The organism is Bradyrhizobium sp. SRS-191 (genome assembly GCF_024586915.1).
Classification (GTDB): Bacteria; Pseudomonadota; Alphaproteobacteria; order Rhizobiales; family Xanthobacteraceae; genus Bradyrhizobium.
This window is the reverse complement of the sequence record NZ_JANBVS010000003.1, coordinates 80,737-101,509: the sequence shown is the minus strand read 5'-3', so window position 1 is coordinate 101,509 and position 20,773 is coordinate 80,737. Positions and strand designations below refer to the sequence as shown.

The following is a 20,773-nucleotide window of genomic DNA, read 5'->3' as shown; positions in this document are numbered from 1 at the left end:
CCTTCGGACCATCCCGGAACGACGGTTTTTTCGATTGGTGATCAGCTCATGTCCTTCAACACCTTCGGCCACATGTTCCGCGTCACCACCTTCGGCGAGAGCCATGGCGTGGCCATCGGCTGCGTGGTCGACGGCTGCCCGCCGCGGATTCCGCTGGAGGCCGCGGAGATCCAGACCGATCTCGACCGCCGCCGCCCCGGCCAGTCGCGCTTCACCACCCAGCGCCAGGAGCCGGACCAGGTGAGGATCCTGTCCGGCGTCATGGCCGATCCCGACAGCGGCGCGCAGGTCACCACCGGCACGCCGATCGCGCTTGAGATCGAGAATACCGACCAGCGCTCGAAGGACTATTCCGAGATCAAGGACAAGTTTCGTCCGGGCCATGCCGACTTCACCTATGAAGCCAAATACGGCCTGCGCGATTACCGCGGCGGCGGCCGCTCCTCGGCGCGCGAGACCGCCACGCGGGTCGCGGCCGGCGCCATCGCGCGCAAGATCATCGCCGGCGTGAAGGTGCGCGGCGCTCTGGTGCAGATGGGCCCGCACAAGATCGACCGTGACAAGTGGGACTGGGACGAGATCGCACGCAATCCGTTCTTCTGTCCCGACAAGGACAAGGCGGCGTTCTTCGAGACCTATCTCGACGGGATCCGGAAGTCCGGCTCCTCGATCGGCGCGGTGCTGGAGATCACGGCCGAAGGCGTCCCGGCCGGCCTCGGCGCGCCGCTCTACGGCAAGCTCGACGCCGACCTCGCCGCGGCGATGATGAGCATCAACGCGGTGAAAGGCGTCGAGATCGGCGCCGGCTTTGCTGCCGCCGAACTCACCGGCGAGGAGAATGCCGACGAGATGCGCTCCGCCAATGACGGCACGCGCTTCCTGTCCAACAACGCCGGCGGCATCCTCGGCGGCATCGCCACGGGCCAGCCGATCGTGGTGCGCTTCGCGGTCAAGCCGACCTCGTCGATCCTGACGCCGCGGCAGACCGTCGACCGGGCCGGCCACGAGACGGAGATCCTGACCAAGGGCCGTCACGACCCCTGCGTCGGCATCCGCGCGGTTCCCGTCGGCGAGGCGATGATGGCCTGCGTGCTCGCCGACCATCTGCTGCGCCATCGCGGCCAGGTCGGGTAAGCGTTCGACGCCGCGTGTTTGCCGTTGTCACACGGCTCGCTTAATGTCGGCCATGGACATCTCCAAGCTGCAGGACATCAAGGAGTGGCTGGTCGACGGCGCGCGTTCCACCGCGACGCCGAGCGAGATGATGGCCGAATGCTGCGCGCGGCTGATGGACCTCGGCATCCCCTTGTGGCGCGTCGGCGTGTTCGTCCGCACCCTGCATCCCGACATCGCCGGCCGCAGCTTCATCTGGCGTCAGGGAGCGGAGGTCGAGATGGGCACGGTCGCTTTCGGTTTCGAGAGCAGCCCGATGTACCGCGACAGTCCGCTCGCCCGCGTGTTCGAGCAGGGCACCGAGTTCAGGGCCGATCCGCGTGGTCCCCTGGCCGAGCAGTTTCCGATCCTGATGGATCTGCGCGCCGAAGGCGTCACCGACTATGTCAGCCTGCCTCTGACCTTCATCGACCGGGCCATCCACGCCGCGAGCTGGACCACCAGGAGCCCGGGCGGTTTCACCGAGGAGCAGCTGAACGCGATCCGCTCGCTGGCGCCGGCTCTGGCGCGCTACACCGAGATCGTCACGCTGCGCCGGACCGCCTCGATGCTGCTCGACACCTATGTCGGCAACAGCGCCGGCGAGCGCATCCTCGGCGGCCAGATCCGCCGTGGCCACACCGACGCCATGGACGCGGCGATCTGGCTGTCCGACCTGCGCGGCTTCACGCCCTTGTCCGACCGGCTGCCGGCCGAGGACGTGGTCGAGATCCTCAACCAGTACTTTGATTGCCAGGTCGAGCCGATCCGCGAGCAGGGCGGCGAGGTGCTGAAGTTCATGGGCGATGGCCTACTCGCGGTGTTCCCAATCCGTCGCCAGGGCGGCGATCCGGCCGAAGTCTGCAATCGCGTACTGACGGCGGCGCGCGCATCGCGGGCCCGCGTCGATGCGCTCGAATATGCGGCCGGCGGCATCGGCGAGCGCTTCCGCTTCGGCGTCGCGCTGCATGTCGGCCGGCTGCTCTATGGCAATATCGGCGGCGGCAACCGGCTCGATTTCACCTGCATCGGCCCGGCCGTCAATCTGGCGGCCCGGCTGGAGAAGATCGCGGCTCGGCTGAAGCGGACGGTGGTCGCCTCCGAGGCCTTTGCCGGCGCCTGTCCGGAGCCCGTGACCGATCTCTGGACCGATCTCGGCGAATTCCCGATCGCCGGCCTCTCGACGGAGCAGCGGGTGTTCGGGCTGCGCGAGGAAGGCAATTAGTTCGCCGCCTCACTCCTCCGGCTCGGTGGTGAACAGCAGCGGATAACCCTTGGCGCGCCCGGCATCCGTCGCGCGTGTCGCCTTGGTTTCGGCGACGTCCTTGGTGAACACGGCCACCACGCAGACGCCGAGCTTATGGGCCGTGATCATGACCTTGTAGGCCTGGTCCTCGGTCATGCGGAATTCCGCCTTCAGGATCATCGTGACGAAGTCACGCGGCGTGAAGTCGTCATTGACGAGGATGACCTTGTAGAGCCGGGGCCGCTCGACCTTGGTGCGGACCTTCGTCTTCGGTTTGGCGACGGCGTCGTTCATGTGAGATGCACGCCCTGTGTTCCTGATGCGGCGGCCGCCACAATACAGCCTTCAGCCGCTCCGGGAAACCACGGGGTGCGGAGCCGCCGGTCGAAGACGGCACGCGGCCGCCGAGCTGATCAACATCCGGGCAGGCCCAGGAAACTAACTGGAATGTGAATGGACCCGTGCGTTCCCGCTTTGCTGACCGGGGATTGCGTGTCACCATCATCCGACGCGATTGGAGGGCAGCTGATGCGCTGGTGGATCTCGATCGGGGCGGCGTGTGCGTTGGGCGCCTTTGCTGGTATCTTGGCTGGCGGCGACGTCGCCACGGTCGCGGCAGCACCGGGCGGCAAGTCCGCTCAGCAGATGAGCGAGAAGGAAGCCTCCGTCGACGTCGAGCTGATCCTGGCGGTCGACGTGTCCTACTCGATGGATCTCGACGAGCTCGCCATCCAGCGCGAAGGCTATGCCCAGGCGCTCAGCTCGCGCGAGTTCCTGCAGGCGCTGAAGAACGGCGTGCATGGCCGTATCGCCGTGACCTATTTCGAATGGGCCGCCGCGAGCGATCAGAAGATCATCATTCCCTGGCGCGTGATCGACGGGCCTGAGAGCGCCGACGCCGTCGCCGCCGAGATCATGAAGACGCCGATCCGAAGGGCCTCGCGCACCTCGATCTCCGGCGCGATCTACTTCGCGATGCCGCTGTTCGACGACAATCCCTATCGCGGGCTGCGCCGCGTCATCGACATCTCCGGCGACGGGCCGAACAACAACGGGCCTACGCCGGTGACGCTCGCGCGCGACGAGGCGGTCAACAAGGGCATCACCATCAACGGCCTGCCGATCATGGTCAAGGAGCCGTCCTACTCGACGATGGATATCGAGAATCTCGACCTCTACTACAAGGATTGCGTCACCGGCGGCCGCGGCTCGTTCGTGGTCACGATCAAGAGCCGCGACGAGTTCAAGGAGGCCATCCGCACCAAGCTGCTGATGGAGGTCGCCGGCCGTCAGCCGCCGCCGCGCATCGTCCCGGTCGCCGACGACGGCAACAAGGAGCCGCGGGTCTCCTGCACGATCGGCGAGAAGATCTGGCAGGACCGTTGGGGACGATAGGCAGAGGCGAAAGCCACCGGCCATTCCCTGCGCAAGTCAGGTGGAGCCGTCGCGGGCACGATCCGCAGAGCGCCGAACGCAGGGAGGTCGGCAAGTCCGTCGGCCGGCATCGGGACGACAAGGAAGAGTGGGCCCCTGAGCGTCCTCACCGCTGAGGAACGGAATGCGCGTCAGCCACGGCAAAAATCGCGGCGGGTTCGAACTTTTTCGACTGCCGGCGCATCTATCGCCCCATGAAACATCAAGCTGATATCCGGCCGAGCGATGCCGAACTGGCCGTTGCGGCGCGTGGCGGCGATTGTGCCTGCCTTGGGGTGCTGTTGGAACGCCATCGCGCACGGTTGTACGCTGCGGCACTCGGCGTGCTCGGCTACGGTCCGCAGGCCGAGGATGCCGTCCACGATACGTTTCTCATCGCGCTGAGGCATATCGGGGATCTCAAGGAACCTCAGGCCGTCGTCGGCTGGCTCCTGAGCGTGCTGCACCGCTGCTGCCTGCAGCAGCTCCGCCGAAGACGGCGCGAGGTGCTCGCCGCCGAGGTGCCTGATCGTCCCGACGACGGGCCGAGCATCGAGGAGCGGCTCGAGAAGGTCGCGCTGCGCGAATGGGTCTGGAACGCTCTGGGCAAGCTTCCTGAATCGCAACAGGTCACAGCCGTGCTGCGCTATTTCGGCAGCTATCAGTCGTATGAGGAACTGGCCGCCATCCTGGCGGTTCCGGTCGGGACCGTCCGCAGCCGGCTGTCCGAAGCCAAGCGCAAATTGGCCGAAATGCTGCTGGCAACGGCAGGCGGTGTCGATTCCGACGCCGCCTCGCAGTCACGACAGCACCACAGGTACTACGACGAGGTCTTTCGCAATCTCAGCCGCCCGGGAGAAGGCGACCGCCATCTCGGCCATTTCGCGGAGGATCTCCACCTCGTCCGCGGCGGCAGCCCGGTGTTCGGGCGCTCGTTCCTCGCCCAGGAAATCCGCGAGGATCAGGAAGCCGGCGTTCTCATCGAACCGCAGCGCATCTTCGGCGCCGGCAACATCAGCGTGATCGAAGGACGGTTTTTCAATCCGCCGGAGGATCCGTTCCATTGCCCGCCGGGATTCGCGTTCGTGATTTTCCGCCGATCCGGCCGAGCCAAGCGCCTGCATATCCATCTGTCGCCGCGCTCGCCCAGAATCGACGACGACTGATCGAACTTTCTCTCGCGCCCACCTCTCCTTACAGCGCACGACCATCAATTGGCGGGCACAACTGATACCATCGAGGAGAGAATATGTTCAACGTTGCAGTCTATGAGTTCATATCCAGCGCGCACCGCAGCGTACTCAGCTCATGCCGCTCGCACCGCATTTTCAAACGCGCCGCCGCTTCGGCCATCGTCTATGCGGTGCTGTTGTCATCGGGCCTCACCGTGGCCGGTAGCGCAGAGAAGGTCGATCCCACTTACAAGGACGTCGAACAGACCCTTGGCAAGATGCCTGACTTTCTTCGCCGCGTTCCGAAAGCCGCGTTGCCGGGCGCCTGGGCCGAGGTGAAGGCGCTCCAATTTTCGAACGCAACCGTCCTGCCGCCAAAGGTGAAGGCGTTGATCTCGCTGGCCGTCTCCGCCCAGATCCCCTGTCAGCACTGCATCTGGGAAGATACGGAGAGCGCGAAGCGGGCCGGCGCCACGCAGGAGGAGATCGGGGAGGCTGTCGCGATCGCCGCGGTGGCCCGGCACTGGAGCACGATGTTCCACGGCCTGCAGGTCGATTTCGAGACCTTCAAGAAGGAGCTCGGAGGCGACGCGCCGGCAGCTCCGCCTGCCAAATAAGCCGGGTCCATCGTAAGCCTCGCGAAGAGGCAAGGCGGACGGCAAATGCTGCCGTCCGCATTCACCAGTGCCACGTGTGACGGGGTCTTGTGTGGACAACACCCGAGTGCCGCCAGCGCAGACTGATCTGTGACTATTGCGCAACAGGTGAGCCAAAAACCAGGAGTTGCAACGCACCGGAATTCGCTTTGCCACCGTGCCGCCGCGATTAGGCCGCGACCATGAAGCGGTTGAGGCGGAGGCGCACAGAACATGCGTATCATCGACCGGACAGAACGTCCCGAACAGCGCGACACACGTCTTTCGTTGGGGCAGGGCAGCACGGCTGCAATGGCCCGGCAGCTCCTGAGGGGCGCGCTGGTGTGTGCGGCCGCGGCCTCGCTGGCCGCTTGCGCGCAGTCATCGGCGGTTCGGCAGGCGCGTCTCACGGCGCCGACGAAGCAGGCCGCTGTCGAATTCACGCCCGCGGTTCAGCGCACGGAGACCGCGCGGGACTCGGTGGTCCGCGTGCGGCATGTCGAACCTACTCCACCGCCAGCGCATTCTGCGTCGTCAGGCCTCGCCAGCTACTATTCCGAAGGCCGCAAGACCGCGAGCGGCGAGCGCTTCGATCCCTCCGAGTTGACCGCGGCGCATCGCAGCCTGCCGTTCGGCACGCGTCTGCAGGTCACCAACGTCAAGACCGGCCGCTCGGTGGTGGTGCGCGTCAACGATCGCGGCCCGTTCGTGCAGGGGCGGGTGGTCGACGTGTCCTACTCGGCCGCGCAGGCGCTCGGCATGATCAACACCGGCGTCGCGCCGGTGAAGGTGAGTGTGGTGAGATAGAGGGGGCTGAGCCACGAGCACGCTGCGCTCCCTCTCCCCGTTCTTCACGGGGAGAGGGTTGGGGTGAGGGGCAGCGGCGCGGGTGGTCCAACTATTGGACGCCGACGTATGAGTCCGATGGAGTTTTGATCTGGCTTCTTATGTGCCATGCCCCTCACCCGGATTGCTGCGCAATCCGACCTCTCCCCGCAAAGTGCGGGGAGAGGTTGCACCGACCGCGCGGCGCGCGAGGTGCTCCCGAAGATCGGGCTTGTCACTGCCGGTGTGATACGAGCTATCACCACGCAGCGTTCGTGACGGGACAGCTCCGCTACTCAACTCATCCAACTCCGCCTCACCGCACCAGCTTCGCTACCAGCTCGACATGCGGCGTATGTCGGAATTGATCGACCGGCACCACGGTCTCGAGCTTGTAGCCGCCGTCGATCAGCATGCGCACGTCCCGTGCGAACGTGGTCACGTTGCAGGACACCGCGACGATCACCGGCACCTTGCTGGCGGCGAGCTGCTTGGCTTGCGCCTGCGCGCCCTGGCGCGGGGGATCGAACACGACGGCGTCGAGGTCGCGCAATTCGGGCGGCATCAGCGGGCGGCGGAACAGGTCGCGGGCTTCGGCCTTGATCGGCTTGAGGCCGGGCGTACCCGCGGCCTTCTGCAGCGCTGCGATTGAGCCGGCGTCATTGTCCATCGCGATGACGCGCCCGCGCGATGCGAGCCGCAATGCGAACGGGCCGACGCCGCAGAACAGGTCGGCGACGTGCTTCGCCTTGCCGACGCGCTCCAGCACCAGCTGCGCCAGCGTCTCCTCGCCTTGCACCGTCGCTTGAAGGAATGAGCCCGGCGGCAAGGTCACCTGGGCGGTGCCCATGGTGACGACAGGCGGATTGCGCATCAGCACCAGCTCGCCATGGCGCGTCAGCCGTGCCAGGCGGTGTTTCTCCGCGACGAGCGAGAGTGCTGCGATGCGCGGCGGCGGCAGCGGGCCGGAGCCGCGGATGTCGATATCGAGGCCGTTGCTGGTCGCGGTCGCCTGGATGTCCAGCGGCTTGCCGGTCGGCTTCAGCGCCTCCGCCAGCGCCCATGCGGCCTCGAGCGCGCCGTCCAGCGCGGGATCGAGGATCGGGCAACGGTCGATCGGGACGATCTCGTGGCTGTTGGCGGCGGAGAAGCCGACCCGGAGAATGTCATGCGTGCCCATGCGCGCGTGAAAGGTGGCGCGGCGCCGGCCGGCGCCATGGGCATCGATCAGGTCAGCCACATCGCAATCCACCTTGGCGGCGCGCAGCGTCTCGACGACGATGTTGCGCTTCCATTGCTGATAGCGCTCCGGCGACCAGTGCTGGATGGCGCAGCCGCCGCAGACACCGAAATGCGCGCAGAACGGCGCGATGCGCTCCGCGCTCGGCGTGTCCACGGCGAGCAGCTTGCGACGGTCGGGATGGCCGGGAATGGCAGCTGTCTCGACGGTCTCGCCGGCGAGCGTATAGGGCACGTACAGCGCCTCGCCCGATGACAGCGACACGCCGTCGCCGCGATGGCCGACATGGTCGATGAGGAGACGTTCAACCATGGCGGCGCGCTCCCAGGAAGAATTCGGCGTTGCCGTCGCCGCCCTTGATCGATGATGGGAAGATCTCGATGTCGCTGCAGCCGAGCGACGCTGCGAAGGCGGCGATGTCGTCGCACACGGCTTGATGCACGCTCGCATCCTTGATGATGCCGCCCTTGCCGTGCGCGCCCTTGGCTTCGAATTGCGGCTTGATCAGCGCCAGCAGGCTCATCGGCGAGGCCGCCAAGGTCAGCGCCACCGGCAGGACGGCCTTCAGCGAGATGAAGCTGCAATCGATCACGACCACGTCCGGCCGCTGCGGCAGCCGCTTGCCTTCGTAGCTGCGGATGTCGGTCTGCTCCATCGAGATGATCTTCGGATGGTTGCGCAGCGACGGATGCAGCTGGTCACGGCCGACATCGATCGCGAACACGACCGCCGCGCCGTTGGCCAGCAGCACCTCGGTGAAGCCGCCGGTGGAGGCGCCGACATCGAGGCAGACATGATCCTCGACGTCGATGCCGTAATGCTCCAGCGCCGCGGCGAGCTTGACCCCGCCGCGCGACACCCAGGGATGCGCCGGCTCGGCCTGCACCACGGCATCGACGGGAACGGTCTCGGACGCCTTGGCCACCTGCTTGTCATTGGCGAACACGAGGCCCGCCTCGATCGCCGCCTGCGCCCGCGCCCGGCTCTCGAACAGGCCGCGTTCGACCAGCAGGAGATCAGCGCGTTTGCGGGCAGGGGGCATGGGGGTGATGAGTTGTCATGAGTTGTGGAGGTCGCATTCAAAAATTCGGTGTCGTCCCGGGCAAGCTCCAACGCGCAACGCGCGTTGGAGCGCCGACCCGGGACCCATAACCACAGGAGGTCGTTTGGAGGAAGGTGGCAACTACGCGTCTGCCCAATACGACGTCCTGTGGTTATGGGTCCCTGCGTTCGCAGGGACGACAGCGGAGGGTGTGGCGAGCAGTCTGCGTGATGCGAGAATTGTAGGGTGGGCAAAGGCGCGTGCACCGGTCTTACCCCACGCTCGTATCGCAATTGACGCGCCGTGCCCACCATCTCGATCGCGGGCGAGGATGGACGGTGGGCACGCGTCGCCTTCGGCGCCGCTTTGCCCACCCTACGATTCCGCGCCCAGTCGCTGCGCCGCCAGCCTCACGCACATCTCGAACGCGGATAAGTCATGCCAGACATCCGCCGGCCGCTCACGGGGCAGCACCAGCGGGGCGCCGTGCAGCTCGAGCGCGTGGATCATCATCAGATTGTCGGGCAGGCCGAAATCCTCGATCGTCAGCCCCTCGGCATCGACCAGCCGGCCGTCCTGTTCTGCCACGCTCGTGAGGCGCCGCACGCGGTCCGCATACACAGCCGGATCATTGCAATAGCCGAAGCACAGCTTGCCTGATCCCGCCATGTAGCCGAGCTCATAGACGGTGCCCGCATCGGCGCCGGGGCCGCGAAACGGCGTCAGATTGGCGATGACGGCATCTGCGCCGTCCATCATCGCCTCGTTGCCATGGAAGATCTGGCGCGAGGCGTCGGAGGAGGCGAGGTCGACGGTGTTGTCGAGCGGGTAGAGGCCGATCAGGCCGTGGCGGTCGCAGATCGCGACCTTGCGCCGGCCGATCTCAACGGCATCTGGCAGGAACACGTCGGGACCTGCCAGATAGATCTTCATGGATCACCAGTCGCGTGCAGTCAGCGCGCCCTCAGGCGAGCTTGACGGCCTCGGTCGCGTAGTCCTTGCCGAGCGCTTCGAACACCTTGCGGACGATGCCCTTGGCGTCGAGGCCGGCGCGGGCGTACATCGCCGCCGGCGTGTCGTGGTCCTGGAACTCGTCGGGCAGCACCATCGAGCGCATCTTCAGGCCGCCGTCGAGCATGCCCTGGTCAGCCAGGAACTGCATGACATGCGAGCCGAAGCCGCCGATCGAACCTTCCTCGATCGTGATCAGGATGTCGTGCTCGCGGGCGAGCTTCATCACCAGCTCCTCGTCGAGGGGCTTCATGAAGCGCGCGTCGGCGATCGAGGCGGACAGGCCGTGCGCGGCGAGCTCATCGGCCGCCTTCTCGCACTCGGCGAGACGGGTGCCGAAGGAGAGAAGGGCGATCTGCTTGCCCTGGCGGATCATGCGGCCCTTGCCGATCGGCAGGGGCACGCCGACCTCAGGCATCTCGACGCCGCGGCCTTCGCCGCGGGGGTAGCGTACCGCGCTGGGCTTGTCGTCGATCGCGACCTGGGTCGCCACCATGTGCACCAGCTCGGCCTCGTCGGAGGCGGCCATGATCACCATGTTCGGCAGGCAGCCGAGATAGGCATTGTCGAACGAGCCCGCATGGGTGGCGCCGTCGGCGCCGACCAGGCCGGCGCGGTCGATCGCGAAGCGCACCGGGAGTGACTGGATCGCGACGTCATGGACGATCTGGTCGTAGCCGCGCTGCAGGAAGGTCGAGTAGATCGCGCAGAACGGCTTGTAGCCTTCGCTGGCAAGGCCGGCGGCGAAGGTCACCGCGTGCTGCTCGGCGATGCCGACGTCGAAGGTCCGCTTCGGGAACGCCTTGGCGAAGATGTCGATGCCGGTGCCCGAGGGCATCGCGGCGGTGATGCCGACGACCTTGTCGTCCTTCTCGGCTTCCTTGACCAGGCTCTGGCCGAACACGTTCTGATAGGCCGGCGCGTTCGGCTTGGCCTTGGCCTGGGTGCCGGTGGCGATGTCGAACTTGGCCACCGCGTGATACTTGTCGGCCGCCGCTTCCGCCGGCGAGTAGCCCTTGCCCTTCTGGGTCACGACGTGAACCAGGATCGGGCCGGTCTCCATGTCGCGGACGTTCTTCAGGACCGGCAGCAGATGGTCGAGGTTATGACCGTCGATCGGGCCGACATAGTAGAAGCCGAGCTCCTCGAACAGCGTGCCGCCGTCCATCATGAAGCCGCGGGAATATTCCTCGACGCGGCTGGCGCGGTTGGCGATCACCTTCGGCAGATGCTGGCCGAGCTGCTTGGCGGCATCGCGCAGCGTCCGGTAGGTCTTGCCCGAGTAGAGGCGCGACAGATAGGCCGACATCGCACCGACCGGCGGAGCGATCGACATGTCGTTGTCGTTGAGAATGACGATCAGGCGCGAGTTCATCGCACCGGCATTGTTCATGGCTTCATAGGCCATGCCGGCGGACATCGCGCCGTCGCCGATCACGGCGATCACGTTGTTCTTGCCGCCCGACAGGTCGCGAGCGACCGCCATGCCGAGGCCGGCGGAGATCGAGGTCGAGGAGTGCGCGGCGCCAAACGGATCGTAGTCGCTCTCGGCGCGCTTGGTGAAGCCGGAGAGGCCGCCGCCGGTGCGCAGCGTGCGGATGCGGTCGCGGCGCCCGGTCAGGATCTTGTGCGGGTAGGCCTGGTGGCCGACGTCCCAGATCAAACGGTCGCGCGGCGTGTCGAACACGTAATGGATGGCCGTGGTCAGCTCGACCACGCCGAGCCCCGCGCCGAAGTGGCCGCCGGTCACCGAGACCGCGTCGATGGTCTCCTGGCGAAGTTCGTCGGCGACCTGCCGGACCTGCTCGACCTTCAGCCGGCGCAGATCTTCCGGAGTCTTGATGGTGTCGAGAAGCGGCGTCTTACTAAATGTGGTCACGGTGACATTCCAATTTTGCAGGTCGGGTTCAAGGGCCGACGTCTGAGAGGTTCATCGTAACGGGCGGCGAAACCTGGAGCCTTGAAGGTCACATCCGCGCGGATCGAAGCCGTAGACCGGACCCTAGCCGGCTTTTGGATCGATCTATGTGATGTAAGTCACTCTTGGTGGCCTTGCCGTCCTCGTTAGTCGCCCAAGATCGCCAAGTCGTTCAGCCAAGTCAGTTTCCCGAGCTTTTACAAGCGCTTGTTTCCATCCTCCTGGTGAGAATGGACACTTCCAAAAACCCGCACTTGCGAGAAGCTTTACACCAAAGCCCGTCTTAAAGCCAACCCGGCGGCAGATGGCAAGCCCGCAAACGGTACCGTTGCGCCAGATCTCAACCTCTGCGACGCGCCTTGGGTTCCACGACGCTGCTTAAATCGACGGCAAGCGTCCGTCCGGAATTATCCGGAGATGCGAGCCTGGTCCAGGCTTTTTCCCGCGCCGCAGAACCCGTCCCAGTCACGATTTGCGAGCGCTGCGGCGGGATGAGCCATGCGTTCGCGTCAGGCGGGCGGCCCGTCCACGATCATGAAGAAGTCATCGGCGTACGGCGTTTCGTAGGCGAACTGGACACGAAGGCCAACGCACCGGCGGCGAACGCGCGCCACGATGGAGATCGATCTCGGCAGCGCTCCGGCGCCATAGAACAGCGACCGGCGGTGGATGCACGAGCCGTGACCGGATCAAATCCGAACGAGCCCGACATGCTCGAATGATTGTCTGCGAGGCGACCCGGCCGTTGATCCCTCCCGATCTCCGGCACTTGGCCGCGCGACATGCGTCGTTAAGCCTGTTTCCAGAGACAGCGTTAATGGAAGGCTCGGCTGCGCGACGCTTGTGTCGGGGACGTCCTTGCATCCGCGCCACTGTCACTCTGCGAATGGGCAGGGAATGACTGCTCCGTTTTTCGGCTGATTTGCTCGATCGGCAGGCGGCTATCCTGCGCGCGACGCTCGGACGGCCAAACGCGAAAATAATTGTCGGCTGTTGCCGGCGAGCGGACGTTTCGGACGCGAGCCCGCCGAAGCGGCGCACTTTCGACACGCTAGCTGCGACTGGATCTCAGGACGCCGCGCGGCTTTACTGCACGTCGAGCGGCGCCGTTCCCGTGGCCCGGCCGCTGGCGTCGGTCGTGATCTTCTCGACCCGGGCCTCGGCCTGCCGCAGCAGCTCCTCGCAGCGCCGCTTCAGCGCCTCGCCGCGCTCGTAGATGGTCACCGACTCCTCGAGCGGCACCTTGCCGTCCTCGAGCCGCTTCACGATCGATTCCAGTTCCTCGATCGCGCGCTCGAACGACAGCTTCTTGACGTCGGCTACGGTGTTGTCCGCCATGCGGGTTCCCTGCAGATACTCAACTCCGGGGCCGTGCTTTTACACCCCGGTCGACGCTGTGTCAGGCCCTGCCGCTTGGGATCGGTGAGAAGCTGGGGATTACGCGCCGGTCAGTGCCGCGACATGGGCGGAGACGGATTCCTTAAGGCCTTGAAGATCATAGCCGCCTTCCAGGACCGAGACGACACGTCCGCCGGCGGTCTTGTCGGCGAGTTCCATCAGCTTGCGCGTGACCCAGCCGAAATCCTCGGCCCGCAGGTTCAGCGAGGCCAGCGGGTCGCGGTAATGGGCATCGAATCCGGCCGAGATGATCACCAGCTCCGGGCTGAACTTGGTCAGCTGCGGCAGGATCAGGTTCTCGAAGGCCGAGCGGAACTCCAGGCTGCCGTCCTCGGAGGCCAGCGGCGCGTTGACGATGGTGTCGTGCTCGCCGCGTTCACCGCGCGCGCCGGTGCCGGGAAACAGCGGCATCTGGTGGGTCGAGCAATACATCACGCTCTTATCGGCCCAGAAGATGTCCTGGGTGCCGTTGCCGTGGTGGACGTCGAAATCGATGATGGCAGCGCGCTCGATGCCGAAGGTGCGCTGGGCATAGCGGGCGGCGATCGCGACATTGTCGAAGAAGCAGAAGCCCATCGGCTTGGCGATCTCGGCATGGTGTCCAGGCGGTCGCACGGCGACGAAGGCGTTCCTGTGCTTGCCGGACATCACGGATTCGGTGGCCGCGACCGCGCCGCCGACGCCGCGCATGACGGCTTCCCAGGTGCCCGGCGACATCGAGGTGTCGCCGTCGAGATAGATGATGCCCGAGGTCGGGGCCATCTGGCGCAATTCGGTGACGTAGTGCTCGTTGTGGCAGAGCAGGGCCAGCTCGATGTCGGCCTCCGGCGCCTCGTCGCGATCGAGCAGGGCGAAGCGTTCCTCAGCCAGGGCCTCCTCGACGGCACGCAGCCGGTCGGCGCGCTCGGGATGTCCGGAGGGCGTGGCGTGATCGAGGCAGGCTTCATGAGAGAGGTACAGCGTCGACATTCAACAGATCCTGCCACTCGCGCGTTGCGGGAGTGCCCAATCTATGCGCTGAACGCAGCCTCGGAAAGAGCCATGACGGAGGATATGACCGGGATTCCCGCCGGTTGCCGCGAGCTTCACTGAGCTTTGTTGACGATCCGGTCGCGCGGCGGCGGCGCCAGCGGGCTGTTGGCCTTGAGATAGGCGAACAGCGCCTCGTCGTCATAGGGGCCGACGATCGGCTCGCGGCCGCTCTTGAAGGTGGTGAAGCCGTCGCCGCCGAGCGCGAGATAGTTGTTGAGGGTGACGCGATAGGACGCGGCGGGGTCGATCGCCTTGCCGTTCAGCGTCATCGTGGCGGCATCGATGCGCGCGCCGGCCGGCTGCTTCGCATCGAACGCATAGGAGAAGCCGCGCGAGATTTGCAGAATGCGCGGCCGCGCCGGGTCGAGCCATTGCTGCTCGAGCGCGGCCCTGATCTCGGCCCCCGTCAGCGTGACCGTCATCAGCTGATTGCGAAACGGCTGGCTCGCAAACACGTCGGCGAAGCTGACCGCGCCGTCGTCGCGGCGGGCGAGATCGGTGCGGATGCCGCCGGGATTGGTCATCGCAATCACCGCGCCGCCCTTGTCAGGCGCCGATGTCGCCGCGAGCTGGGCGTCCGCGATGACGTCGCCGAGCACGCTCTCGCCGGCCGCATTCGGCAGCCGCGACAGCACCTGCGTGATGACGCCCGCGGGACGATTGGCGATCGGCGCGGCGAGCTTCTCATAGGCGTCGATCAGCGCGGTCTGCGTCGGGTCCTTCGGCAGCGTCGCGTCGACGACGATGTTGGTCGCGCTGGTGCTGATCACGTCGCGCGTCGTGCGATCGAGCTTGATGTCGATCGCGGTGACCAGGGTGCCGAACTTGTCGGCCGAGGTGACGAGCCGCTTGTCGATGGTGCAGACATAGGCCTGGTGGGTGTGGCCGGAGATGACGATGTCGACGGCGCTGTCGAGATCCTTGACGATGTCGACGATCGGGCCAGAGAGGCCGGGGCATTCGTTCATGCCGCCGGACGGCCAGCCGCCCTCATGGATCAGCACCACGATCGCCTGCACGCCCTTGGCCTTCAATTCGGGGATCAACGCGTTGACGCTCTCGGCCTCGTTGCGGAATTCCAGGCCGGCCGAACTCGCGGGCGAGATGATGCCCGCGGTGCCTTTCAAGGTCAGCCCGATGAAGGCGACCGGGATGTCCTCGAAGGTCCGGATTTCGTAGGGCGGAAACACCGTCTTGTCGGTGCCCTTGAGAAAGGTCGAGGCGGCGAGATAGTGGAATTTGGCGCCGGTGAACGGTTTCGGCCCGCGGCACCCGTCGGTCGGATGGCAGCCGCCGTTCTGCATCCGCAGCAGCTCGTCCTTGCCCTCGTCGAACTCGTGATTGCCGACCGCGGACAGCGCGAGCCCCATCTGCGACATCGATTCGATGGTCGGCTCATCGTGGAACATCGCCGAGAGGAACGGGCTGGCGCCGATCAGGTCGCCGGCCGCCACGAAGATCGTGTTCGGCTGGCCGTCGGTCAGCAGCTTGACGAGGCTCGCCATCTGCGCGGCGCCACCGGCCGGCACCACGCTGCTCTTGGTCGGATCGTTCGGGTCGGCGACGCGGATGCCCGCGCTCGGCGGCTTCAGATTGCCGTGGAAATCGTTGATGGCGAGGATGCGCAGCGACACCGGCTCGTCCTCGGCGGATGCGGGCAGGGCGGCAAGGCTTGCCGCGGCGGCACCGGCCAGCAGAGCGGCGAAGGCGAGGCGGTGGAGCAGGCTCATGGCAGATCACGTGTGATGCAGGCGGCGAGACGAAGCACGATTGCCTCGCTGCGGTCGCGATGACATAAAACGGGTTCATAACAACAATACATCGGGAGCCCGCAATGAAAAGAATGATGCTGCTCGCCGCGGCGATATCGCTGAGCGTCGGTCCCGCTGCAGCGCAATCGCTGCCCGATTTCATGAAGCAGGTGATCGTGGCCTGGAACACCCCGACCGAGCCGTTCAAGGTGATCGACAACATCTATTACGTCGGCACCGACGGCCTGGCGTCCTATCTGATCACCACGCCGCAGGGCCACATCCTGATCGACACCGTGATGCCGGAATCGACCGCGCTGATCGAGACCAACATCGGCAAGCTCGGCTTCAAGGTCGCCGACATCAAATACATCATCAACACCCACGCCCATATCGATCACACCGGCGGGCTCGCGCAGATCAAGCAGGAGACCGGCGCACAGATGGTGGCCGGCGCCAAGGACGTGCCGCTGCTCGAAGGCGGCTTCTATCCTGGCCGCGAGGAGCAGACCCATCTGAACTTCCCGCCGGTCAAGGTCGATCGCGCCGTGAAGGAGGGCGACACGGTGACGCTCGGCGGCGTGACGCTGACCGCGCATGAGACGCCCGGCCATTCGCCGGGCTGCACCAGCTGGACGACCAATGTGAAGGACGGCGACGCGACGCGCAGCGTCATCTTCTTCTGCAGCGCCACCGTGGCGCTCAATCAGCTCGTCGGCCGGCCGACCTATCCGGGCATCGTCGATGACTACAAGAAGACCTACGCCTGGGCCAAGACGGTGCATCCCGACGTGCTGCTGGCGCCGCACCCGGAGATGTATGGCATGGCCGAGAAGCGCGCCAAGATCGCCGACGGCGCGGCCAATCCGTTCGTCAAGCCGGGCGAGTTCAACGCCTATCTCGACAAGCTCGAAGGCCAGTTCAACGACGGCCTCGCCAAGCAGACTGCCGCGCTGTCCTCCGGCAAGTAGCGTCAGGGGGCGGCGAGCCGGTCCAGCGTGAAGCCGGAGAGATCCACGCGCGGCGGCTGGCCCAGCGCCATCGCCGCGAGCGCCTCGCCGACCGCAGGCGAATGCTTGAAGCCATGGCCGGAGCAGGCCGAGGCGTAGATGACGTTGGCATCGCCGGGATCGCGGTCGATGATGAAGCGGCCGCCCGGCGCATTGGTGTAGAGGCAGACTTCGCTGCGCAGGCAGCGGGGGCCGAGATCCGGCACGAACGGGCGGACGTAGGTCTCGTAGGTCGCGGCGATCTCGTCCGCTGTGACCTCGCGCGTCACGTGATCCGGATCGGTCTCGCCGGTCAGCACCTCCTGGGCGATCTTGACGCCATTGTCGGGCGAGCCGAGCCAGGGGAAGCCGTAGATGTCGGAGGCGGCGTGCTCGCGCCCCGCCACGTCCCAGATGAAGACCGGCGCGTTGGGGCCAAAGCGCTGCGGATTGGACAGCAGCTCGAACCAGTACAGCACCTGCCGCGTGACATTCACGCGCCGTTGCAGCGGGGCGATCAGCTCGGTGATCCAGGGGCCGGTGGTGACGATCAGCGTCGTTGCCGATGCGGTCGAGCCATCGTCCATCGTGACGGTGAGGTCACCCGCAGCGCGGCGGAACGAGGTCACGCATCGGCCGGTGAGCAGCGTGGCGCCATGGCGAGCGGCGACCGCGAGCTCGGTGCGCACGCAGTCCTCGACCAGCAGATAGCCGCCTTCGCGATCGAGGAAGGCGCGATCGCCGGGCGCCGTGGCAAACGCCGGATAATCCGCGCGCAAGCGCTCCGACGGCAGCGTCTCGCCGTCGACGCCGTGCAGCCGCGCCGCGGTCTCGATATTGGCGAAGAACTGCGCGCTCGTGACGCCGTGGACCTCGCCGCCATGCTGGCTCGGAATGAACAGGCAGCCGCATTGCTCGAACAGATGCGCGCCGGTCTCGCGCTCCAACTCGCGCCAGATCGCGTGCGAGCGCTGCGCCAGCGGCGTGTAGTCGACGCCTTCGCCGATCGCTGCGCGGGTGATGCGGGTCTCGCCATGGGTCGAGCCGAAGCGGTGCGGCGGCTGGAAGCGGTCGATGCCGAGCACCCGCCGGCGGGCCTTGGCGAGATGCAGCAGCGCGGCGCTGCCCATCGCGCCGCAGCCGATCACGATGACGTCAAACTGCGGCATGCGCGCCCGACGACCCCTGTGTCACTTTTTCTTCTTGCGCGACAGGAACGCCTTGAACGCGCCGATCGCCTCCTCGGAGGTCATGCGCTCGGCGAACAGATAGGCCTCCTGGTCGATGCGGCGGGTCAGCTCGTCCGGCGCGGTGCGGATCAGCTTGCGGCCGATCGCGACGGCCTCGGCCGGCAGCCGGCAGATGTCGCGCGCCACCTTGTGCGCCTCGACCTCGGTATGGCCCGGCGCCACCACCGTGTTCACGAAGCCTGCGATCTGCGCGTCCGCCGCCGTCATCGTGCGCCCCATCACCAGCATCGCGAACGCCCGCTGATAGCCCATGGTCTGCGGCATCAAGAGGCTCGAGGCGCCCTCCGGCACCAGGCCGAGATGGATGAAGGGCGTCGCGAACGTCGCCGTGGTCGAGGCCAGCACGTAGTCGCAGTGGAACAGCATCGTCGTGCCGATGCCGATCGCAACGCCGTCGACGGCTGCGATGATCGGCTTGACGTTATGCGCGAGCGAATACAGGAATTTGGTCGCCGCCGAGGTGCGCACGGCGTCATTGCCGGCCGAACCCGCATGCAGGAAGTCCTCGAGATCATTGCCGGCGGTGAACACGCCGGAGCCGCCGGTGATGATGATGCATCGCACCAGCGGGTTGTTCTGGGCGGTGTCGATCGCATCGCTCATGCCGAGATACATGGCCTGGGTGATCGCGTTCTTCTTCTCCGGGCGCCTGAGCTTGATCGTCCGCGTCTCGCTTTCGTCGGTGACGATCAGATGGTCGGTCATGGGCCCCTCATGCGTCTCCGCCGGCTGCCGCGATGCGGGCGGTGATCTTCGAGTCGTTGCTGCCGCCCGAGCCTACATCATCAGCCGACCGCGCCAAAGGCCGAAGCGGTGATGAGGCGGAGAGGTGCGCGTGTATCGGAAGAGGGAGGCACGCCGTAGTTTATGATTGGTTTGCGACGGCGTCGCGGCTAGATTTGCGCACGCCAAGCTGCGTGTCCACCCGGAAGGCCGATCCCATGACGAGAGTCTATTCTGTGCTGCTGTCGCTGCTGCTGTGCAGCGCCTTCAGCGGCGGCGCCAGAGCTGACGCCACCGATCGCGCGCTATTGTCGCAGTTCTGCGCGCCCAATGCGATTGCCGGGTCGACCTGCAAGCAGGCCAAATCCTATCCCTCCGATGATGAGCGCGGCTGCAACGTCACCCTGCAGCCGCAGCGGCAGCAGGGGCGTTTCCTGGCCACCGGCCATCCGCTCCTGCTCGTGAGCTACGGCAGCGATTGCGAGCCGCACGCCAACAATTTCGGCGGCACTGTCGTGTTCGAGCAGGTTGGCGACACTTACCAGTTTCTCGGTTTCCAGCCGGGCATCGACGTGGACGAATGCGTCATCGCCGCGAAAGACGGAGCGCAGGACGTGCTCGTCTGCCTGACTGGATTCATGGGGCAAGGTATTATTGAATCCGCTGTTGCGCGCGTCGGCTTCCCCACCGGCAGCGATGGATCCTTTGAGATGACCTACGACGTTCTGCTGCGGGCCTCGAACTCGACCGGGGCTTTTTCGTCGAACGTCGTCACATGTACGGAGCAGATCAACTATTTCGGCCTGTCGAAGCTCGCCGCTGGTCCGCGCCCCGGCACGGTCGTCGTGACGGTCAGCTATGCCGACCGCGAGACGATTGAAAAGGCCTGCGCCAAGGGCTTTCCGATCCCCAAGGACGCTCTCGACCATAACATTGCCCCGGACGAGGCTTTTGTCCCCGACGCCTACGCCAAGCGCGGCAGCGCCGTCATCGATCTATCGAGCCGAACGGCGACCTTGCGCTGAGCCCTCAACGCGCGCCGTCCGGGCGCGGCGGCGCGCCCGGTGGGCGCGAGGCGGCCGGTTGCGCCTGCTGGCGCACCGCCTCGCGGCGCAGCGCCTGCTCCAGCACCGCGAGCCGCGTCGCCATGCGGGTCAGCTCGTCATGCATCGAGCCCTGCACCGCCGTCACCGCGTGCTGCACCTCGCGCAGCGCGTCACGCTGGGTCTCCGCCTTCAGCACCCTGAACTCGGCCTCGATCGAGGTCAGCCGCTGGTTCACCGCCCGGATCGCTTCCGCGATCTCCTTCTGGCCGTCCTGCAGCGCGCGCACGTGATCGACCAGCCGCAGGTGATCGGTCAACTCCTCGACGGTCTTGCCGATATTGCTGCGGCCCCACATTACTTCACCGACCTCAGCAGCGTGCGGATCGTCGCCAGATGATCCTCCGGCGTGCCGAGCCGCGCCGAGATCGCGCTCATCAGATCCTTGCGCAGCTCCGACAGCTCGTCCTCCGGCGTGACCTGCTCTGCCGGTTCCTCATAGGGCGCCCGCCGCGGCTCGACCTCGACGGGGCGCGGCGCGATGTCGCGCGGCGTGACGTCGAAATAGGGCGGACGCTCATAGACCGGGATGTGCGGTGCCTGGCGCGATGCGGTCACGCGCGCCAGAGACGGAAACTTCGACGGCGGCGGCGCCTTGGCCGGCCGCTCGATCTGGTCGATCAGCGCGGCGAGGGCGACCTCCATGTTGCTGTCGTCGGGCTCGTCGTCGGCAAATTGATAGGTTTGAGGCCGCGGCGCGGCCGTCATCGTCAGCGATGAGGGCGCCAGCGAGGATGCGTGCGCGCGAAGTCGCCCGATGACGCGGCGAAGTCGATCGCCGAGACCGGGTTTCTCCCTGGCTGGTGTCCGCATCAACATCTCACTCTCCAGCACAACAGCTTAGGCGAGCAGGGAAAACCTTAGCAAGGGACG

At 66.2% G+C, this 20,773-nt stretch carries 21 protein-coding genes; 8 read left to right on the top strand and 13 right to left on the bottom strand.

From position 1 onward, the window contains the following. The first annotated feature begins 48 nt into the window (after positions 1 to 48). Positions 49 to 1,134, top strand: coding sequence for a chorismate synthase (gene aroC / locus NLR35_RS07220; protein ID WP_257165858.1), 1,086 nt, complete (start codon positions 49 to 51; stop codon positions 1,132 to 1,134). Positions 1,135 to 1,186: 52 nt separating this feature from the next. Continuing rightward, on the top strand, positions 1,187 to 2,377 hold the full coding sequence (locus NLR35_RS07215) for an adenylate/guanylate cyclase domain-containing protein (protein WP_257165857.1): 1,191 nt from the start codon (positions 1,187 to 1,189) through the stop codon (positions 2,375 to 2,377). Positions 2,378 to 2,386: 9 nt separating this feature from the next. Here the strand turns inward: NLR35_RS07215 and clpS are convergent, their stop codons facing one another. Continuing rightward, positions 2,387 to 2,692, bottom strand: a complete 306-nt coding sequence (clpS, locus tag NLR35_RS07210; RefSeq protein WP_006609442.1) for an ATP-dependent Clp protease adapter ClpS — start codon at positions 2,690 to 2,692, stop codon at positions 2,387 to 2,389. 234 nt (positions 2,693 to 2,926) lie between these two features. Here clpS and NLR35_RS07205 point away from each other — a divergent pair, with 234 nt between their 5' ends. Next, on the top strand, positions 2,927 to 3,793 hold the full coding sequence (locus tag NLR35_RS07205) for a DUF1194 domain-containing protein (protein ID WP_257165856.1): 867 nt from the start codon (positions 2,927 to 2,929) through the stop codon (positions 3,791 to 3,793). 170 nt (positions 3,794 to 3,963) lie between these two features. Here NLR35_RS07205 and NLR35_RS07200 read toward each other — a convergent pair whose 3' ends face one another. Continuing rightward, complete coding sequence (locus tag NLR35_RS07200) at positions 3,964 to 4,221, bottom strand: hypothetical protein (RefSeq protein WP_257166172.1); 258 nt, start codon at positions 4,219 to 4,221, stop codon at positions 3,964 to 3,966. Here NLR35_RS07200 and NLR35_RS07195 point away from each other — a divergent pair. The 3 genes from NLR35_RS07195 to NLR35_RS07185 all read left to right on the top strand — a co-directional run bounded on the left by NLR35_RS07195 (position 4,108) and on the right by NLR35_RS07185 (position 6,425). Beyond that, entirely contained in the window at positions 4,108 to 4,977 is an 870-nt protein-coding gene (locus NLR35_RS07195; protein WP_257166148.1) for a sigma-70 family RNA polymerase sigma factor, read from the top strand. The genes NLR35_RS07200 and NLR35_RS07195 overlap by 114 nt on opposite strands. Positions 4,978 to 5,060: 83 nt before the next feature. Beyond that, positions 5,061 to 5,600 carry a carboxymuconolactone decarboxylase family protein gene (locus NLR35_RS07190; RefSeq protein ID WP_257165855.1) on the top strand — a complete coding sequence of 180 codons (540 nt, stop codon included), beginning with the start codon at positions 5,061 to 5,063 and terminating at the stop codon, positions 5,598 to 5,600. A 252-nt stretch (positions 5,601 to 5,852) separates the two neighbouring features. Next, the gene (locus NLR35_RS07185; protein ID WP_257165854.1) at positions 5,853 to 6,425 is read left to right on the top strand and encodes a septal ring lytic transglycosylase RlpA family protein; all 573 of its coding nucleotides are present in this window, start codon (positions 5,853 to 5,855) and stop codon (positions 6,423 to 6,425) included. Between the two features lie 334 nt (positions 6,426 to 6,759). Here NLR35_RS07185 and NLR35_RS07180 read toward each other — a convergent pair whose 3' ends face one another. The 7 genes from NLR35_RS07180 to NLR35_RS07150 all read right to left on the bottom strand — a co-directional run bounded on the left by NLR35_RS07180 (position 6,760) and on the right by NLR35_RS07150 (position 15,814). Continuing rightward, on the bottom strand, positions 6,760 to 7,995 hold the full coding sequence (locus NLR35_RS07180; protein ID WP_257165853.1) for a class I SAM-dependent RNA methyltransferase: 1,236 nt from the start codon (positions 7,993 to 7,995) through the stop codon (positions 6,760 to 6,762). After that, positions 7,988 to 8,725 (bottom strand): TlyA family RNA methyltransferase, encoded by a 738-nt coding sequence (locus NLR35_RS07175; protein ID WP_257165852.1) that lies wholly within the window; start codon positions 8,723 to 8,725, stop codon positions 7,988 to 7,990. Before NLR35_RS07175 ends, NLR35_RS07180 begins: the two co-directional genes overlap by 8 nt. A gap of 375 nt (positions 8,726 to 9,100) precedes the next feature. Then, positions 9,101 to 9,658: a nucleoside 2-deoxyribosyltransferase gene (locus NLR35_RS07170; RefSeq protein ID WP_257165851.1), complete on the bottom strand. Its 558-nt coding sequence runs from the start codon at positions 9,656 to 9,658 to the stop codon at positions 9,101 to 9,103. A gap of 31 nt (positions 9,659 to 9,689) precedes the next feature. Continuing rightward, a complete protein-coding gene (dxs, locus tag NLR35_RS07165; RefSeq protein ID WP_257165850.1) occupies positions 9,690 to 11,615 on the bottom strand; it encodes a 1-deoxy-D-xylulose-5-phosphate synthase in 1,926 nt (641 codons plus the stop codon). A 1,125-nt stretch (positions 11,616 to 12,740) separates the two neighbouring features. Continuing rightward, entirely contained in the window at positions 12,741 to 12,992 is a 252-nt protein-coding gene (locus NLR35_RS07160) for an exodeoxyribonuclease VII small subunit (RefSeq protein WP_006611439.1), read from the bottom strand. 99 nt (positions 12,993 to 13,091) lie between these two features. Next, a complete protein-coding gene (locus tag NLR35_RS07155; protein ID WP_257165849.1) occupies positions 13,092 to 14,021 on the bottom strand; it encodes a histone deacetylase family protein in 930 nt (309 codons plus the stop codon). Between the two features lie 116 nt (positions 14,022 to 14,137). Continuing rightward, the gene (locus NLR35_RS07150) at positions 14,138 to 15,814 is read right to left on the bottom strand and encodes a bifunctional UDP-sugar hydrolase/5'-nucleotidase (RefSeq protein WP_257165848.1); all 1,677 of its coding nucleotides are present in this window, start codon (positions 15,812 to 15,814) and stop codon (positions 14,138 to 14,140) included. A gap of 104 nt (positions 15,815 to 15,918) precedes the next feature. On the opposite strand from NLR35_RS07150, the gene bla reads away from it, so the two are divergent. Next, positions 15,919 to 16,806 carry a subclass B3 metallo-beta-lactamase gene (bla, locus tag NLR35_RS07145; protein ID WP_257165847.1) on the top strand — a complete coding sequence of 296 codons (888 nt, stop codon included), beginning with the start codon at positions 15,919 to 15,921 and terminating at the stop codon, positions 16,804 to 16,806. A gap of 2 nt (positions 16,807 to 16,808) precedes the next feature. On the opposite strand, the gene solA is transcribed toward bla, so the two are convergent. After that, complete coding sequence (gene solA, locus NLR35_RS07140; RefSeq protein ID WP_257165846.1) at positions 16,809 to 17,993, bottom strand: N-methyl-L-tryptophan oxidase; 1,185 nt, start codon at positions 17,991 to 17,993, stop codon at positions 16,809 to 16,811. Positions 17,994 to 18,014: 21 nt separating this feature from the next. Then, a complete protein-coding gene (locus NLR35_RS07135; RefSeq protein WP_257165845.1) occupies positions 18,015 to 18,779 on the bottom strand; it encodes an enoyl-CoA hydratase-related protein in 765 nt (254 codons plus the stop codon). A 254-nt stretch (positions 18,780 to 19,033) separates the two neighbouring features. Between NLR35_RS07135 and NLR35_RS07130 the strand changes: the two genes are divergently transcribed. After that, a complete protein-coding gene (locus NLR35_RS07130; RefSeq protein WP_257165844.1) occupies positions 19,034 to 19,822 on the top strand; it encodes a hypothetical protein in 789 nt (262 codons plus the stop codon). 4 nt (positions 19,823 to 19,826) lie between these two features. On the opposite strand, the gene NLR35_RS07125 is transcribed toward NLR35_RS07130, so the two are convergent. Both NLR35_RS07125 and NLR35_RS07120 read right to left on the bottom strand, forming a co-directional pair. Next, entirely contained in the window at positions 19,827 to 20,198 is a 372-nt protein-coding gene (locus NLR35_RS07125) for a hypothetical protein (RefSeq protein WP_257165843.1), read from the bottom strand. Then, a complete protein-coding gene (locus NLR35_RS07120; RefSeq protein WP_257165842.1) occupies positions 20,198 to 20,713 on the bottom strand; it encodes a hypothetical protein in 516 nt (171 codons plus the stop codon). Before NLR35_RS07120 ends, NLR35_RS07125 begins: the two co-directional genes overlap by 1 nt. Positions 20,714 to 20,773: the final 60 nt, after the last annotated feature.